Annotated in this window: 12 protein-coding genes and 2 pseudogenes; 8 read left to right on the forward strand and 6 right to left on the reverse strand. The window is 47.5% G+C overall.

What is annotated here, in order from left to right; translation table 11 throughout:
* Positions 1–35 precede the first annotated feature (35 nt).
* Positions 36–200: an Asl3888 family RNA-binding protein gene (locus RAM70_RS03430; protein WP_002733784.1), complete on the reverse strand. Its 165-nt coding sequence runs from the start codon at positions 198–200 to the stop codon at positions 36–38.
* A 437-nt stretch (positions 201–637) separates the two neighbouring features.
* Positions 638–934 (reverse strand): RNA-binding regulator, encoded by a 297-nt coding sequence (rbp, locus tag RAM70_RS03435; RefSeq protein WP_045361151.1) that lies wholly within the window; start codon positions 932–934, stop codon positions 638–640.
* 241 nt (positions 935–1,175) lie between these two features.
* Here rbp and pheS point away from each other — a divergent pair, with 241 nt between their 5' ends.
* The 5 genes and pseudogenes from pheS to RAM70_RS03465 all read left to right on the forward strand — a co-directional run.
* Positions 1,176–2,180, forward strand: coding sequence for a phenylalanine--tRNA ligase subunit alpha (gene pheS, locus RAM70_RS03440; protein ID WP_045361152.1), 1,005 nt, complete (start codon positions 1,176–1,178; stop codon positions 2,178–2,180).
* A 13-nt stretch (positions 2,181–2,193) separates the two neighbouring features.
* The gene (locus RAM70_RS03445; RefSeq protein WP_080754337.1) at positions 2,194–2,538 is read left to right on the forward strand and encodes a DUF4870 domain-containing protein; all 345 of its coding nucleotides are present in this window, start codon (positions 2,194–2,196) and stop codon (positions 2,536–2,538) included.
* 74 nt (positions 2,539–2,612) lie between these two features.
* A complete protein-coding gene (locus tag RAM70_RS03450) occupies positions 2,613–3,740 on the forward strand; it encodes an NAD(P)/FAD-dependent oxidoreductase (protein WP_312672304.1) in 1,128 nt (375 codons plus the stop codon).
* A 536-nt stretch (positions 3,741–4,276) separates the two neighbouring features.
* Positions 4,277–4,684: a cytidine deaminase gene (gene cdd, locus RAM70_RS03455; protein WP_045361157.1), complete on the forward strand. Its 408-nt coding sequence runs from the start codon at positions 4,277–4,279 to the stop codon at positions 4,682–4,684.
* A gap of 507 nt (positions 4,685–5,191) precedes the next feature.
* A pseudogene (locus tag RAM70_RS03465) lies at positions 5,192–5,434 on the forward strand (zinc ribbon domain-containing protein); the annotation flags it as partial.
* 253 nt (positions 5,435–5,687) lie between these two features.
* Here the strand turns inward: RAM70_RS03465 and RAM70_RS03470 are convergent.
* Positions 5,688–9,557, reverse strand: coding sequence for a peroxidase family protein (locus RAM70_RS03470; RefSeq protein ID WP_288000760.1), 3,870 nt, complete (start codon positions 9,555–9,557; stop codon positions 5,688–5,690).
* Between the two features lie 263 nt (positions 9,558–9,820).
* Here RAM70_RS03470 and RAM70_RS03475 point away from each other — a divergent pair.
* Positions 9,821–10,213 (forward strand): annotated as a pseudogene (locus RAM70_RS03475) (IS1634 family transposase); the annotation flags it as partial.
* An 863-nt stretch (positions 10,214–11,076) separates the two neighbouring features.
* Here the strand turns inward: RAM70_RS03475 and RAM70_RS03480 are convergent.
* Positions 11,077–12,339, reverse strand: a complete 1,263-nt coding sequence (locus RAM70_RS03480; RefSeq protein WP_045361161.1) for a YcjF family protein — start codon at positions 12,337–12,339, stop codon at positions 11,077–11,079.
* Between the two features lie 58 nt (positions 12,340–12,397).
* Between RAM70_RS03480 and RAM70_RS03485 the strand changes: the two genes are divergently transcribed.
* Together RAM70_RS03485 and RAM70_RS03490 are read left to right on the forward strand one after the other, a co-directional pair.
* Positions 12,398–13,573, forward strand: coding sequence for a DUF4336 domain-containing protein (locus RAM70_RS03485; RefSeq protein ID WP_312672309.1), 1,176 nt, complete (start codon positions 12,398–12,400; stop codon positions 13,571–13,573).
* A gap of 58 nt (positions 13,574–13,631) precedes the next feature.
* Positions 13,632–13,877 carry a ssr2422 family thylakoid membrane protein gene (locus RAM70_RS03490; protein ID WP_002732005.1) on the forward strand — a complete coding sequence of 82 codons (246 nt, stop codon included), beginning with the start codon at positions 13,632–13,634 and terminating at the stop codon, positions 13,875–13,877.
* 57 nt (positions 13,878–13,934) lie between these two features.
* Here the strand turns inward: RAM70_RS03490 and RAM70_RS03495 are convergent, their stop codons facing one another.
* Positions 13,935–15,071, reverse strand: a complete 1,137-nt coding sequence (locus tag RAM70_RS03495; RefSeq protein ID WP_312672311.1) for an amino acid ABC transporter permease — start codon at positions 15,069–15,071, stop codon at positions 13,935–13,937.
* 309 nt (positions 15,072–15,380) lie between these two features.
* Positions 15,381–15,647, reverse strand: coding sequence for a photosystem I reaction center subunit PsaK (psaK, locus tag RAM70_RS03500; protein WP_002734065.1), 267 nt, complete (start codon positions 15,645–15,647; stop codon positions 15,381–15,383).
* Between the last annotated feature and the right edge of the window lie 115 nt (positions 15,648–15,762).

The following is a 15,762-nucleotide window of genomic DNA, read 5'->3' on the forward strand; positions in this document are numbered from 1 at the left end:
AACTTTTTGCCGCAGACCCTAACTAAGTCAGCAGATTAGGTATCGGCTGCCCCTTCATTTTCCGAAGATTGTCTTTGATCGCTGGAATAACCGCCTCTACCTCCTCTGGTGGTGGTACGATTAGAGGCGGCCCGGAATTGACGAGCGTAGGCGCGGTTGCGTTCCGCTTTTTCTTTTTTCAAATTACGACGTTTGGCCACAAGAATCTCCTTGGGATATTAGATAGACAAGCGGGGAAACGAGCGCTCGCTCCCCCTATTGACATTGACACTCTCCGCCCTAAAAGTGCGGAGATTCTTGGGCTGAATCCTGCCTCCACTAGCAACGCTAATTTTGGTCTTACGGTTTCATGTCTAGTCCGACTACACCGATAAGGCAAGCACTCTTATGGACTACTCCCCAAGCGTAAATTTCTGTGTGTCCCACAGTATTTAATTGTTTTGCGTTCTTACAGTTTGGACTTAATTGAACACCATTGACTGTTAGAAATTTTGAGATCACGGAGTAGGACGTTTAACCTGTTTCCTCACGTTCTCACGCTCGGAACCACCGACAAACATTCTCGCACAAAGCCGTCCTAAAAGGACGGGGTTTTCAACCCAAATTTCCGATAACCTAGAATGGTTACGGTCGGGGATTAGTAGCGACGCTCCCGATTGCGATCGCCGCCAGCACCGAAGGAAGATCTGGGTTCTTTTTCACGAGCTTGATTGACTTTTAATTCTCGTCCCATCCATTGAGCGCCGTCAAGAGCGGCAATAGCGGCCGATTCTTGCTCTGGGGTTTCCATTTCCACGAAAGCGAACCCGCGTTTTCTTTTCGTTTCCCGATCCATGGGGAGGTGAACGCGCTTGATTTTACCATATTCGGTAAAAACCTCCACTACGTCTTCTTGGTCAACCTCGAAGGGGAGATTACCAACATAAATTGACATAAAACCTATCCTTGCACAGATAAAAACAACAGATTTGTAGAGAACGAAGATTTCGGGAACTAGCTGAACCAATACTAAACAGAAACGCTTTGACCATTAATACTGACAACGAGCCGCAGTGCCGACTTTTATTCTCGACTCCCATCCTAGCACATAGCTATTAGCTTTGATCGATTCTGCCTCTCCCGCCACCCGAGCAGATAAACTAGACTAGAATGCTGCCCTATAAAATGCCCTAATTATGAGTTTATCCCCCCATCCGATCGAAACTGCCCTAAAAACCCTGGCAGGGAAAGCGGAAAATTCCATCGAACAAACAACAACCCTAGAAGACTTAGAACAGCTAAGGGTGAATTATCTCGGTAAGAAAGGAGAATTATCGCAGATTTTACGCGAAATGGGCAAATTAACCCCCGAAGAGAGACCGCGCCTCGGTGCGATCGCTAATGAGGTAAAAGAATTAGTACAATCGCTGCTGGAATCCCGGCGAGAAAGTCTCCAGAATGCCCAAATTAAGGCGAAATTAGCGGCGGAAACCCTCGATGTCACCCTACCTGCTCTTAGCCGTCCTTTAGGGCGAATTCACCCCTTAAATAGCACAGTTGATCGCATGATCGATATTTTCGTCGGTCTGGGTTACACCATCGCCACTGGGCCGCAGGTAGAAACCGATTATTATAATTTTGAGGCTTTAAATATCCCTGCTGACCATCCGGCCCGGGATATGCAGGATACTTTTTTCTTGAGGGATGGTCGTTTATTGCGGACCCATACCTCTCCGGTGCAGATTCGCTACATGGAAAGTCACGAACCCCCGATTCGGATTGTGGCCCCGGGCCGTGTTTATCGTCGCGATACCGTGGATGCAACCCATTCTGCGGTTTTCCATCAAGTGGAATTATTAGCGGTGGACCGGGGATTAACCTTTACGGATTTGAAAGGAACAATTAAAGAATTTCTTAAGCAAATGTTTGGGGCTGATTTACCGGTTAAATTCCGCGCTTCCTACTTCCCTTTTACCGAACCCTCGGCCGAGGTAGATGTGCAGTGGAAAGGCAAATGGTTGGAGGTGATGGGCTGTGGTATGGTGGATCCCAATGTCTTAAAAGCAGTCGGTTATGACCCCCAAATCTATACGGGTTTTGCTGCCGGTTTTGGTGTGGAAAGATTTGCTATGGTATTACATGAGATAGACGATATTCGCCGTTGTTATAATAGTGATATCCGCTTTCTCCGCCAATTTTAGGGGGATAAACCCGATGGTCATGAGTGAAGATTTAACCAAAAAAAGACTCCTATCCGTGGCTTGTCATGCCTCGATCTTTTTGAGTGCTACGCTGGTATCGGTGGGGATTCCCTTAGCTATTTATTTCATTTCTGATGATGGAACGGTGAAGGAAAACGCCAAAGAAGCTTTAAACTTTCACCTGAATATGTGGTTATACTACCTAATTGCCGGGATTCTAGTTTGGGTTTTAATCGGTTATTTGCTCTTACCGATTCTTGCTGTGGTGAATATTGTTCTCCCCATTCTTGCTATCCTGCAAGTCTGGAAAGATGCCTATAAGGTTTTCCGTTATCCTTTTATTTTCCGGGTTCTGTAATTAATTATCGGGGTTGAAACCGGTTCAACCCTTTTTTAGTCCTATTCCCACTAGAAAAATAGCCTCTGGAGTTTATGACTAAAATTGTCATCATCGGTGCGGGGATAGTGGGGGCCACCATTGCCTACGAATTAAGCGCCATCGAAGGATTAGAAATTACCCTCATCGATGAAAAAAAACCGGGACAAGGAGCAACCGGGGCAGCTTTAGGGATTTTAATGGGTATTATCAGCCATAAAACTAAAGGTAGAGCCTGGAAACTGCGGCAAGAAAGTTTAAAACGTTACGAAACCCTCCTTCCTGAGCTAGAATCCCTCACCGGACTGACTATTCCCTGTAACCGTGATGGTATTGTCCTACTGAGATCGAGTGCCGAAGACGAAGAAAATTGGCGCAAGTTAGCCCAAATCCGCCAAGAACAGGGATATTGTCTAGAAATCTGGGATAAAGAGACTTTGAAGCAAAAATGTCCCCAGGTGGCCGGGGAGCATCTCCAGGGTGCTATCTATTCTCCCAGGGATCGTCAAATTAACCCGGTCCTGCTGACGGAGGCTCTCGTCGCTGCTGCGGCAAGAAGGGGGGTAAAATGTCAATTTGGGTTAAAAGTGGAAAATTTCGGCAAGACAGGGCTTCAAGGCTCTAATTTGAGGCAATGCACCCAGGTTTATAGTTCCAATGGTATAGAGGAAACTGACTTTTTGGTTCTTTGTGCGGGAATCGGTGCCACTGCTTTAACCGAAACTCTTACCCATCCAGTGGATATCCGACCGGTTTTAGGGCAAGCTTTACAGATAAAATTGACGCAACCCCTAGAAAGTTCCGATTTTAAGCCGATTTTAACAGGAAATGACCTGCATATTCTGCCTTTGGCTGGATCGGAATACTGGATTGGGGCAACGGTGGAATTTATGGACGAAAAGGGCGAAATTATCGCCGATACTGCCCTATTAGAGCAAGTGTATCAACAGGCGATCACTTTTTGTCCCTCTTTGGCTGCAGGTGCGATCGTGCGTACTTGGTCCGGTAAGCGACCGCGACCGGAGAAAAAATCCGCTCCCATCATCGAATATTTGCCCGGATACGATAACGTTATTCTGGCCACGGGACACTACCGTAACGGGGTTTTATTGGCCCCTGCTACCGCTAAAATGGTCAGGGAAATGTTAAGTGGTAAGTTAGGTTTTGCTGAAAAAGTTTGTTGATGGAGTTAGGAGTCAGGATTCGGCTTTTTTCTCCCCTCTCTACAATAATTACTCGCAGCCAGAAATACGTTGGGGAATATCATACTTTGTGCTTTTTGTCAAAAAAACTTTTTTTTTGCAATAAAACTACATAAAAAAAAGATCATCGTTGTGGGTGAAATTGACTGATTTACCCGTCTTAATTAGGATCACCTTCTAGGTGTGGCAACGGTTTCAACCACTGCTGCCCAAAAAAGCACAGAATACCCCATTATGAAATTCAGTAAAATCGCTGTTACCATAATAACATCGTTGTTAAATAAAAATCTTTCTCAATTAATTCTTAAGATTTTATAAATATTGCGGAATGTTAATTTAAATATTCTCAAGTTTTTGCAGTCAATAAATAATTTTTGCTTATCTTTGTCGGAAAATAGAACTCCTGCAACAATCCAACATCTACCATTGGGTTAGGAGTCAGTATTTAGGAGTCAGGATTCGGCTTTTTTCTCCCCTCTCCCTTCTCCTTTCTCCCCTCTCCCTGCTATCGGCAGCCGATGACCCTATCTGACCAAGAAAGACAACAACTCTGTGACACTGCTCGGGAAGTGGCGAAACTTTCCTATTCTCCCTATTCCCGTTTTCGGGTGGGGGCAGCGGTCTTGACAAATAAAAAGATTTATGCTGGTACTAATGTAGAGAACGCTAGTTATGGCTTGAGTTTGTGCGCGGAAAGGGCAACTTTAGCGCAAATAATCGCGGCGGGCGATCGAGAAGTACGGGCGATCGCTATAGCCTGTATCGATGGGGTGGACAAGGATGATATTAGTCAGTTAACTCCCTGCGGAGCCTGTCGTCAATGGATGGCCGAATTAGCGCCGAAAGCAGAGATTATTATCTGTGGAACCCAGCAAAATTATCGTTTTAATCTCTCGGATTTACTGCCTTTTTCCTTTCGTTTTTAACTGTGGGCAATGGGGGGAGGAGCGAGCGTTTACTCATTTTGCGCTGATAGGAAATGCGATCGAGATAGGGTTGGCTGAATAAATCTAAAAACCTTGTTGGGTAAGACTTTTAGACTTTTTGGACATCAAAAAGTGCCAGCCATTGGAGGGATCGGGGGGAAAATTCCGGGACTTTTTCCCTGAAAATGGGTAAAACCCTACACCCCACACCCTACACCCGTTCGGACCTCGGCGTGAGCTTTTGTCGAACGCAAAAGCTCACGGCCGAAGCCCACACCCTGCCCCCACGAAAAACTTTTTGCCGCAAACCCTAAATATGGTAAGGCTACGGTAGCCGTACCACCTCACAACACAAGTCAAAATTGCTCTAATTGTGCTCAAAAAGTACCTAAATCACGCGATGTGCAACTAAAAACGACAGAATCAGGGTTCCAGAGGATACTTTATCTCTGCTAATTTCTGAAAGCCTTGTAAATCAAGACTAAAAATATAGTTGCACATCGCGTTAAATCTCTATCTACAAGAACATAGATTTGTCCCGATTGTGGCTATGTAGAAGATAGAGACATTAACGCCGCTATCAATATTCTGAAAAGAGGACTAAGTACGGTAGAGCATACCGAAACCCCCCCCTGGCGAATGTTGGATACGTCCTGCCAGATTAAGGAAACTCGGCGGAACCAAGAATCCCTCGCTTTTAGCGACGGGAGTGTCAATGTGCTAAACGCTTTTCAAATGAGCGAACCGTGAGTCCTGAAATTTTCTGGTTCTCATTAAGCCGAGATTTTGTGGCAACTTATTGAGAATGTAGTCTCTGAAACGCTCATAATTGCCTTCCATATTCTCAATAACTACGGCGGATTCAGGATTAGTCTGGTACATTCTCCACGCGGAAAAGCTTATCCAATAAGGAATTAGCTGTGCCAGACGAATAAAGCAACCGCCGTAATTGATTCTCAATTGCAATAAAATCCAGTATGATTTATTACGCTTCCAGGGCCGCTCACATCAGGAAGAAATCGCTGCTGACCAGGTTGGGGAAGACCGCGTTGGCCGACGCCACATCCGAGGGGAAGGCCGGATTGAAGCGGTTCAGGTTGGCGATCTGCGTGGCCGCGACAACGCCGGTGCCGTCGGGATCAAAGAACAGATCACCGTTGGAGAGGTTGTAGATGAAGCGTTGGTTCGCCGTAGTGGCCACCGTGGCCCCGGCCTCCGCCCGCAGCTGGGCCGCGGTGAGGGTGGAGCCGCTCAGGCCTGCGTAGACGATCTTGTCGAAGACCAGTTTGTCCACACCGGAGGTGAAGTCCCGCAGCTGATCCACCCCATTGAGGCCTGGGGCTTCGTTGAAGGTGAAGAGATCGTTTCCTCCACCCCCTGTGATGATGTCGTTCCCCTGGCCGCCGATGAGGGTGTCGTTACCAGCCTGTCCCTTCACCAGATCATTGCCGAGGCTGCCGCTGACAACGTCGTCGCCATTGCCGCCGTTGAGATCATCGGCACCATCCTCACCGAAGAGGCTGTCGTTCCCCTCTCCGCCATACATATCGTCGTTGCCGGTGCCGCCATACATCTGATCTTTGCCGGCATCCCCACGCAACATATCAAAGCCGTTTTCACCGTAGATCGTGTCATCCCCTTCACCGCCATCGACAAAGTCATTGTCATCGCCGGCCCAGAAGGTGTCCGCGCCTGCATCGCCCCACATGCAGTCATCCCCACCCAAGCCCTTGAATTGATCGGCGCCGCTGGTGCCGCCAAAGAGCTCGCTGGCCTTGCCCTCCCCGTTGGGACTGAACACGCCGCGGGCATCAAGGTAGTTGCCACCATTGCCGACAAGCACGCCATTCACATAGCCAGCCCTGCCCACCAACCGTTGAGTTCCGGTGATATCAACCACCGTCTGAGTGGCCCCAAGCAATAAAGCTTCAGAAGAATAGGTGTTGAAGCTCTGCAGGGATCGCTCATAATCAGCATCATTCACCGCAAAGATCTTGTGGTAGAGATGCTTCACTCCCGTGGCGGCCATTACCATGTCGGCCACCGTCTTCCCCTTGATTTCCTCCACCAGATCCGTGGCAGCCAGCTTGCTCAGGTAGTAGGCCTCATCACCCCGCTGCAGTTGCTGCATCTGGTAGGCATAGATGAAATCATGGGTGGGGCCAAGCATACCGCCAGGGGTTTTGGCCTCTGCCAATCCACCCAGCCAGAGGGAGATCTTTTGGAAGTCCTGGTTGCCGCTGGGCGTGTTCACGGGCGCTGCGGGATTGAGGGCATCCGTGCTGCTGCCGCTGTAGAGCAGGCCCATGAAGGCGTCATCCCCCATGGCCAAATCCGCCGCAGCGGAGAGGGCGGCGGCGTAGGTGGCTGCCGCGCCGGGAGCCGGACTGGCTTGCAGTTGATTCCAATAGGAGAGATCGGCATTGCCCGAATAGCCGCTGAGGATGGCATCGCGGGCGTAGGCCATGATGAACGTCTTCAACGATTCGGGATGAAGCAGATGGGCTCCAAAATCCTTCCAGCTGATATAGGGCCGCAGGTTGGCCTCCAGGGCCGCCAGGTTGGCGTCAATGGCATTGTTGGCCTGCACCAACCCGGTGGTCCCATCTGGAGAGGTGCGCACGCCACGAAGGTAGGTTTGAATCTGGCGACGGGCCTCATTGAGGGGCGTGATGCCGGTATCCAGGCCGCGGGCGATGTTGAGGGCACCCAGATCCAAGGGGAGGCCTACCAGGGCGTTTTGAAGGGTGTTGGTGATGAATTCATCGGTGGCGTTGCCCACCTGCTGGCTCATCCCCGCGGCGATCTGCCCTGCCGTGTCGCGCGTGTAGAGCTGGGGGGCGAGAAAGGCCTGCAGCAGCGGGATGTCCATCTGCCCGCCGGGGTTAGCCAGGCCCGTTTGCTGGTTCACCGAGGTGAGGGCCACGGTTTCGGTGAGCTGGGAATGGCCGAAGCGAAAGGCGCTGGAGGCGAATTCCGCCAAGATGCTGGCATTGAAGCCGGCGTTGTTGTTGTTGCCCGCATTGGGACCGGCGAATGCACCCAGGTTGGGGGTAATGCGCCGCGCGTACTCCTGCAACACATGGTGTTGGTAGAAGTTTTCATTGGCCAGCTTGGCGATTTCAAACAGCTCTTGTCCGGAAAGGGCCTGGTTATTACCATTGTTTCCGGCATTTTGGGCGAGATTGGCCTGAATCTGAGACAGGATATTGTTGTGGGTTGTGACAAAGATCTCATGCATTGCCGTGAGACCAATATTTTCATTCAGGCGCCCATCTCCGCCCACAGCGTGTTGATTCAGCCGAGAGGGATCCTTCAGATCACCGTTGGCTTTGAAGGGATCGCTGCCAGCAGGCTGGGGAGAGCCTTTCCAGTCACTGGCCAGATCGATCAGAAAGGCTGAACCGGCCTTGGCCAGCACCTGATTGGAGGTGACGGCCGCCGTATCAAAGACGTAGCTCTTCTGCCCCGACACCTTGTCGAGCACCACAAAGGCATAGCGCCCCGCATTGGGCTGGCCTTGGGGGATGATCTCCACCAGGGGCACAGACAGCACATCGCGATCGCGCAAAGTAAGGCCAATGCGCTCGGCATTCTTTTTCAGGTCAAACCAGCGGGCGGTGGAGTTTTGCGGATCGGTGAGCAGCCGGCCCGTGAGTTCGCCATTGCCCTTGTATTCCCGCATGAAAATGGCATGGCTCTCCACCGAGCCATAGACCTGGTTGAGATCAAGAAAGGCGGAGGTTTGGTTGATGCTCTCGCCATTGCGTGGGGTGAGCTTCAGCACGCTCTGGCTGCTGCCGTTGGTGGTGGTGGAGGCAACCACGCCGGTGAAGGCCGCCTTGCTGTTGATGGTGGCCACCACATCGTTGAGGGTGGCGCCCGCATTGATCACGATCAGCTGCTCATTGAGCACCAAGGTCCCCCCACTGGTGCCAGTGAAGCTGGTGCCGATGGCGGCGTTCTCATTGTCCACATCCCATTGGCTGGGGCGGCTGTAGCCCGCTAGGCCTAGCTCCGCCACCAGGGCATCGCGGCTGCCCTCGCCGATCTCCACCTGCACCGTGTTGGTGCGGGAGAGAGCCATGAAGTTGGTGGGCGAGCCAGGGTTGTAAAGGCTGTCTCCAGGGAGCAGGGGGATCAGCAGGCTGCCATCCTTGCCCTTGGCGAGAAAATCCATGCCGTGGTCGTTGTATTGGCCAAACAGGGCGAAAAAGCCTGAATTCGGCAGGGGATTTCCAGTATTGGAGCCATTCACCCCATTGCCACCGGTGAGAATGGTTTCATGGCGGGTGTTGTTTTTCTGGCTCACCCGCTTGCCAGCCTGGGTGCCGGCCTGGGTCCACTCCTTGGCGTAGGGATCATCCAACACCTGCAGCGCTGTCTTGCCGCTTTGATTGGAAACCAGATTGCTGATCAGCCTGGGGCTGGCATCGAAGATGTCGGGATTGCTGGGATTGGCATAGCCGCGAAGGCTGTAATCAAGCGTATAGTTTTGGTCGTAGACGACCGCTCCCGTCTGGAAGTTGATCGTGAAACCACCCGTGGCTTGCGTGAAGCTCTGGCTGGTGAGACGGCGAAACAGCGTGCCCGTCCCCCCAGCCATGAATTTCGGATCTGTGGTGGACAAGGGGTAGGGTGCCGTGGTGGGGGTGATGCCGCCACCCACCTGGTAACGCAATTGATCCGTGCCATCGACAAAGCGGATGCCACTGGTGGCCTTGGCACCCGTCACACCCGGATTGAAGCCAGGCAGAACGGCGAGACGGGGATCGTTGTTCCATTCCTTGTAGACGCGATATTGATAACGGAGAAAAAACAGATCGTCGATTGTGAACGTATCAATCACCGAATCGAAATTGGGATTTGGCATGATTTGGTAGTCTGCAATACTTTTCCTACATTCATTATGGCATACTGAGGTACAGCCGACATCCGTGTAACCCACATTCCGCATCCTCAACTGTCACATTGGCTGTCCCCGTCTAGAGACTTGAGTAAAAAGACTTAGCTGGTGAGGATTTTCTCTGCGTCCGCTAGGGGGGTCTTGAGACCCCTAATTATGAAAAAATAGGAATTGTTGGAAAACTTAGGCGAGTGGGCTGTTCGACCATGAATGGCCAATTCAAGTCTGAAAGTGAGGATATTATCAAAAAATATAAAGGGCAACAAGCTCCGGAAAGAGGATTTTCTTTTCTCAAAGACCCCAGCTTTTTTGCCGACAGTGTCTTTCTCAAATCTCCCCAGAGAATTGAGGTCCTGGCCAGGCTAAGGGGCTTGTGCCTGCTGGTTTATACTATTGGTCAAAGACAACTTCGTTTAAGTTTAAAACAGCAGGAGACGGGACTGAAAAATCCGTTGGGTAAGTTGACTGACCGACCGACGTTACGCTGGATATTTCAGGGCTTCCAAGGAATTCATCTCCGACCTATTCAAGACAATCAAAAGATTAGCAACTTAACGGACGAGAGGCGCAACATTTTGAGATTTTTCCCCAAACCTTGCCAGGAATATTATCTCTTATCTTGACCAGATGGATTGACTTCAAGGGGTGACAAAACAAAGCGAGCAACTCGAACATCTCCCGCTAGATGTTAAGTCTGATGGACCGGTCATTCTCAACAAGCACTGTTTATTGAGAATGACCGGGGGAACCCTGAAAATTTCGGCTTAGTTGGCGGCAGCTTGCCGCCAACTCACTCCTCTAGATAAGTATTTTGATACTAAATCCGTTGAGTATAGGCTACATATCAGGACAGGCAAAAAGCAACAGGCTTCGGCCGTGAGATCAGCGTTCGACAAAAGCGTTCGACAAAAGCTCACGCGGCTCGACTGAGCTCGCCGAACGTCCGAAGTCTCACGCCGAAGTCTCACGCCGAGGTCCGAACGGCAAAAGGCAAAGGGGAGAATAAATAATCAGTTTTTAATAACTGGATTTAGTATGACTCACGCCCCTTCCTCTTTTGAGACGTTGTGACACTTAGGGTGCGGAATGTGGGCTACAAGCTCGGCACAGTATTAGGCAGTGCCTTCGGTATTGCACTGAAAACGTCTAACTGATAACTGTTATTAGTCATTTCACTTTGGCACACTGGACAAATCTATATCTACATACCACAAATTCTTAAGATATTTTCCCATCGCTCTAGAGTGTATCAGATTTATTTGAAATGACTATATAGCGTTTTTCAGTCTGCTGAGGTACAAAAGTTATGGGTTTTAGGCAAAAGGCAAGAGGCAAAAGTCAAAAGGGAAGAAAAATATGTGTACCTCACTAGCTTATAGCGGTGTGCAGTCGTATTAGGTACAGTGTCACAAGCTATAAACCATGCTAGGCAAAGCTTGGTCTGTATCTCACTCAAGCGCTTACCGCTATAATCTTTGAATACCGCTTAATTATCTCCTCCCGTAGCGACATTTTTAAATCTTTCTTGGGCAGCAGAAAAAGCCTCTTTCATCACCATTTGAATCCTTTTAGGATCGGGTTTTTTACCCCCCATTAAATCGCCAAAATAGACACAAGCGCCCTCTCCTAGGGCCCAGGTATAGGCGGCGGCCCAAGAAGCGGCGATAACACTGCCAAAACCGGGGATAAATTTCACCAATTCCCGACCGATGGCCTGGGCCAAAAAGCCTCCAGCGATCGCACTTACGACTCCACCGGCCTGGGATGGGGTTAAGACTTGACCGTATAATTTGCCTAAAACCCCCACCATTGACACTTGTAGGGCGGTTAAAACGGGCATAGTCGCTAAGGGTAAGGGAATCGCCGCCAAGGTCGCCGCTATGACGGAAAAGGCTAACATATAGCGTCGGGCCACGTCCCGATAGAGATTGCCTAATTTATTGCTGGTTTCCCGATCTAAAAGTTGGTGGATGGTGTTAGCCTCGGCTTTTGGCAATAAATCGGCTAAATTGTCTCTAAATGCCTCTAAACCGTAAAAAACGGGGTTATAACCGTCTTCTTCTAGGGTAAAATCTATTAGCACAGAATTGTCATATAAATCCTTAAAAGTTTCTTTAATTTCTTGATAGGCGCGATTGATATCCTCGCAATCGGGAGGATAAGGGGGATGATCGGTGGTATTAGGAGGATAAAGCTGATGAAGACAGGTGACAGCCAGTAAACAGGGTATTTTAGGATATTTTTGCCGCAGTTGTTTGGTAATTTCCAGAAGGCTATCGGTGGCAAAATCATTAATTTTTACCGTCACGATAAAAACCTGGGCCCGTCCCGTATTTTCGGCTAAATCTGCTAATAATTCCGCGATTACCGTGTCTGTGTGTTGATAGGCATCCCCTAACCCCACCGTATCGGTAAAAATCAACAGGGGTAAGTCTTCCGCGGGGTAGGTGTAGCGCTGGGTGTTTTGGGTGTGGGGACGGAAACCTTGCCCGACGATTTCCGCCGAAACTCCCGTTATTCCCCGAATAATCGAACTTTTTCCCGTTTGCGGTTTGCCGATTAACAGCGCCTCGGTGGTGGGTAATTCTTGACGGACTTTTTCTAAAATTTCCGCCACTTGAGTGTCACTAACACTAAACCACTGGAGGACAGTATTAGTCAACTGGTCGATGGGGAGTCTTTTCATCACTTCCCCGGTGAGACTATTCCAAGTATTGACCAAAGAATCAATGGGCAGTTTATTAGTCATGGGGATTAGAAGGGTTTATGATAACTAAAATAGAGATTTTCAGCGATAGAATCAGACGATGACAAAAGCCGCAATAACTCCGCAAGATTTATCATGGCCTTTTTGGCCAATTGTACCACTTTATCCCTACGGTCAAAGACGGACAATTCGCCAAGAAGTGGTGAAAGATACGCTCTGGACATTTGAGCAATTGCAGGGTATTTTTTATGTGGTCGTGCCGATTCGCATGACGGTAATTAAGTTAGCATCCGGGGGTTTATTTGTTTATGCACCTGTGGCCCCGACTCCGGAATGTATTCGCTTAATGCGTGAGTTGGAAGGTGAACACGGGGAAGTTAAATATATTATTTTGCCGACGATTTCTGGGATTGAACATAAGGTTTTTGTCGGTCCTTTTGCCCGTTATTTTCCTAAGGCTATAGTTTATGTTGCTCCTAATCAATGGAGTTTTCCTCTTAATTTACCTTTGAGTTGGTTGGGTTTACCGGCAAAACGAACAGAAATTTTACCTGCTGACTCGGCAACCACTCCTTTCGGAAAAGATTTTAGTTATGAAATTTTACCCGCAATCGATCTGAATGTGGGATACTTCTCGGAAGTGGCTTTTTTTCATCACTACTCTCAAACTCTGCTGCTAACCGATGCCATTATTTCTATCCCAGAAAATCCTCCCGCTATTTTAGAATTAGACCCCTATCCTCTCCTGTTCCACGCTAAAAATAGTGCTAAGGATCTGGTGGAGGATACCCCAGAAAATCGCCGTCGGGGTTGGCAGAGAATTTGTCTTTTTGCTCTTTATTTTCAACCTCCTGTTTTAGCTGTTCCCAATTGGATTAAGGTGTTTCGAGATGCTTTTAATGCTAAGGAAAGGAGTAAAAAAGCCTATTTTGGTTTATTCCCTTTTCAATGGGGTGATGATTGGCAAAGGACTTTTTTAAATTTGCGTCGCGAGGGGAGGTTAATAGTAGCGCCAATTTTGCAAACTTTGATTCTTAATCGCAATACTGACGAGGTGAGTCAATGGGTTGATAAAATTTGCCAATGGCCGATTAAACAGGTTATTCCTTGTCATTTTGCTAGTCCAATTCAAGCTGATAGTCAAGAGTTTCAGCAGGCTTTTTCTTTCTTGTCAAAAGATTCTTATTTACCTAAAGATGACTTGGAATGTTTAGAAAGTATTGATAGTTTTTTAGTGCGCTGGCGATTGACTCCTCCTCCTGATAAAAAATTGTAATTTATGGCTAAGAACTGCTATAATGTATGCGGTTGTTAGTTGATTGCTAATCAAGGTCATGCAAATTCCCGAAAATCCCAGTAATGATGACATCAGAGCAGCGTTGATTCAATTGCGAGAAGAACTTGGTCAAAAAGTTGACCGCTTAGAATATAAATTTGATGCCTATCAAAAAGGTACAGATGGTATGGTGAGAATGGCTACTACTATCATCATTGCCACCGCTTCTGTGGTAGTTTTATCTAGTCTTAGTCCTGCGGTGACAGCAATTATCACCGCTTTATATTCTGCTAATGCTCATTAGTTACTTTATCGCTAAATTCTGGTGCGATTCGGTGCGTTAGGCGCTTGCTAACACACCCTATCTTTCCTTAATTTTTACCCGTTGATTTAATTGATTCATAGCCAGAGAAATCACCAGATTAAAGAATAAATAGGTGGCCATAACTACTATTAACATCTCTACAGCTTTTCCTGTCTGATTAGCGATGGTACTAGAGATAGCATAAATATCATTATAACCAATAGCGATCGCTAAACTAGAGTTTTTAACCAGGTTTAAACATTCATTAGTTAAAGGAGGAATAATCACTGGCAAAGCTTGGGGAAAAATTACTAATCTCATCACTAATAAAGGTTTTAATCCCAAGGCTTTAGCTGCTTCCCATTGTCCCCGATTAACCGATTGAATCCCCCCCCGTACCGTTTCCGCGATAAAGGCAGCTGTATAAACAGTTAAACCGATTAAGAGAGTAGCAAACTCGGAAGAAAGATGTAAACCAAAGTCAATATTTTGATTAAGAGGATTAACTTGGGGATTTTGCCATTGTAAACCCCAGATTAGAGGAATTATAACTAGGAGTATTAGGCTAGTTAGACATAAACTAAGTTTATTTTTTAGGTATAAAAATACTGAGATAATTATTCCTAAAGCAATGATAAATAAGGCTAACCATGTCCTAAAACTATTAGCGGGGAAAGGCAAATAGACTCCTGAGTTATTTAAAAATACCCTGCCAAAAAACTCTAAAGATTCCTCAATTTTCGGCAGTTTCAGAAATACAGCAAAATACCAGAAAAATAATTGTAATAATAGGGGTGTATTGCGAATAGTTTCCACATAAATTGTTGCTAACTGACGAATTAACCAATTATCCGACAAGCGACCTAACCCGATGACTATTCCCAGACTAATCGCCAAAAATATGCCAGTAATCATAATGCGGAGGGAATTAACTAATCCCACCAAAAGAGCGCGAAAATAGGTATCGGTGGGACTGTAGGCAATAGGAGAGTCACCAATAGCAAAAGAGGCTGGTCGGTCGGTATCAAAGAGAAAGCCAAAGCCAAAACTTAAGCGTAGGCGTTGGAAATTAATCACTAAATTGTGGCCAAAAAACCAGAAAATTAGGCAGACAATTAGTAGAATAATTACCTGTAGAAAAATCTTCTGAAATCGCTCATCGTACCAAAAAGAATTTTTTTGAGGTAGAGTCATATTTATTAAGTAGCTGGTTATAATTAAATCCCCCCTATATCCCCCCTTGATCCCCCCTTGATAAGGTAGGGTTGATTCATGAATCAACCCTACCCTTGATAACGGGGGTGTCTGATAATTTTTAATACTAAATCCGTTGGGTATAGACTACTTATAAGGATAGGCAAAAGGCAAAAGGCAATAGGAGGAATAGATAATCAGTTTTTAATAACTGGATTTAGTATAACGCCTACCTACTTATATAGTCCAGAATTTTTCACAAAAGAAATCGGTGACTTTTGGCCACCGATTGAGAAAATCAAAACATATTTAGATAACTCCCAGACGGGAGAGACCGAGGATAACACCGGCGCCGAGGACATGACCAAAACTGGTAGTACCCAGTAAAGCGCCTAATCCCATACCACCGAATAAAGCGGGGGAAGGTAAAGCAGGACCGACATTTTGTTGTTTAATAGTCGCTTTACCGAAAGCAATAGCGAGAATATTGCAGATAATCATGACAATCGCCACTTTGGGACTCCATTCGCTGGAACCTTGCACGGCGGTGGCGGCCATTAATAGGGTTGAATACATTGAAATTCTCCTGAACAGGTCGTTTTAAGTTTTTAATCTTAAAGGTAGTTTTCACCCCACATCACGCCCTGTTGCAATACTTAATAATCAAAAGCAGAGGAGTCAACGATAGGGC

It is taken from the genome of Microcystis wesenbergii NRERC-220, assembly GCF_032027425.1.
Taxonomy (GTDB): Bacteria; Cyanobacteriota; Cyanobacteriia; order Cyanobacteriales; family Microcystaceae; genus Microcystis; species Microcystis wesenbergii_A.

What these genes read in the sequence shown, in the direction of transcription:
- pheS (WP_045361152.1), top strand. Translation starts at nt 1,176, where the DNA reads ATGAGTTTATCCCCCCATCCGATCGAAACTGCCCTAAAAACCCTGGCA.
- rbp (WP_045361151.1), bottom strand. Translation starts at nt 934, where the DNA reads ATGTCAATTTATGTTGGTAATCTCCCCTTCGAGGTTGACCAAGAAGAC.
- RAM70_RS03485 (WP_312672309.1), top strand. Translation starts at nt 12,398, where the DNA reads ATGACAAAAGCCGCAATAACTCCGCAAGATTTATCATGGCCTTTTTGG.
- RAM70_RS03495 (WP_312672311.1), bottom strand. Translation starts at nt 15,071, where the DNA reads ATGACTCTACCTCAAAAAAATTCTTTTTGGTACGATGAGCGATTTCAG.
- RAM70_RS03490 (WP_002732005.1), top strand. Translation starts at nt 13,632, where the DNA reads ATGCAAATTCCCGAAAATCCCAGTAATGATGACATCAGAGCAGCGTTG.
- RAM70_RS03470 (WP_288000760.1), bottom strand. Translation starts at nt 9,557, where the DNA reads ATGCCAAATCCCAATTTCGATTCGGTGATTGATACGTTCACAATCGAC.
- psaK (WP_002734065.1), bottom strand. Translation starts at nt 15,647, where the DNA reads ATGTATTCAACCCTATTAATGGCCGCCACCGCCGTGCAAGGTTCCAGC.
- RAM70_RS03445 (WP_080754337.1), top strand. Translation starts at nt 2,194, where the DNA reads ATGGTCATGAGTGAAGATTTAACCAAAAAAAGACTCCTATCCGTGGCT.
- RAM70_RS03480 (WP_045361161.1), bottom strand. Translation starts at nt 12,339, where the DNA reads ATGACTAATAAACTGCCCATTGATTCTTTGGTCAATACTTGGAATAGT.
- cdd (WP_045361157.1), top strand. Translation starts at nt 4,277, where the DNA reads ATGACCCTATCTGACCAAGAAAGACAACAACTCTGTGACACTGCTCGG.
- RAM70_RS03450 (WP_312672304.1), top strand. Translation starts at nt 2,613, where the DNA reads ATGACTAAAATTGTCATCATCGGTGCGGGGATAGTGGGGGCCACCATT.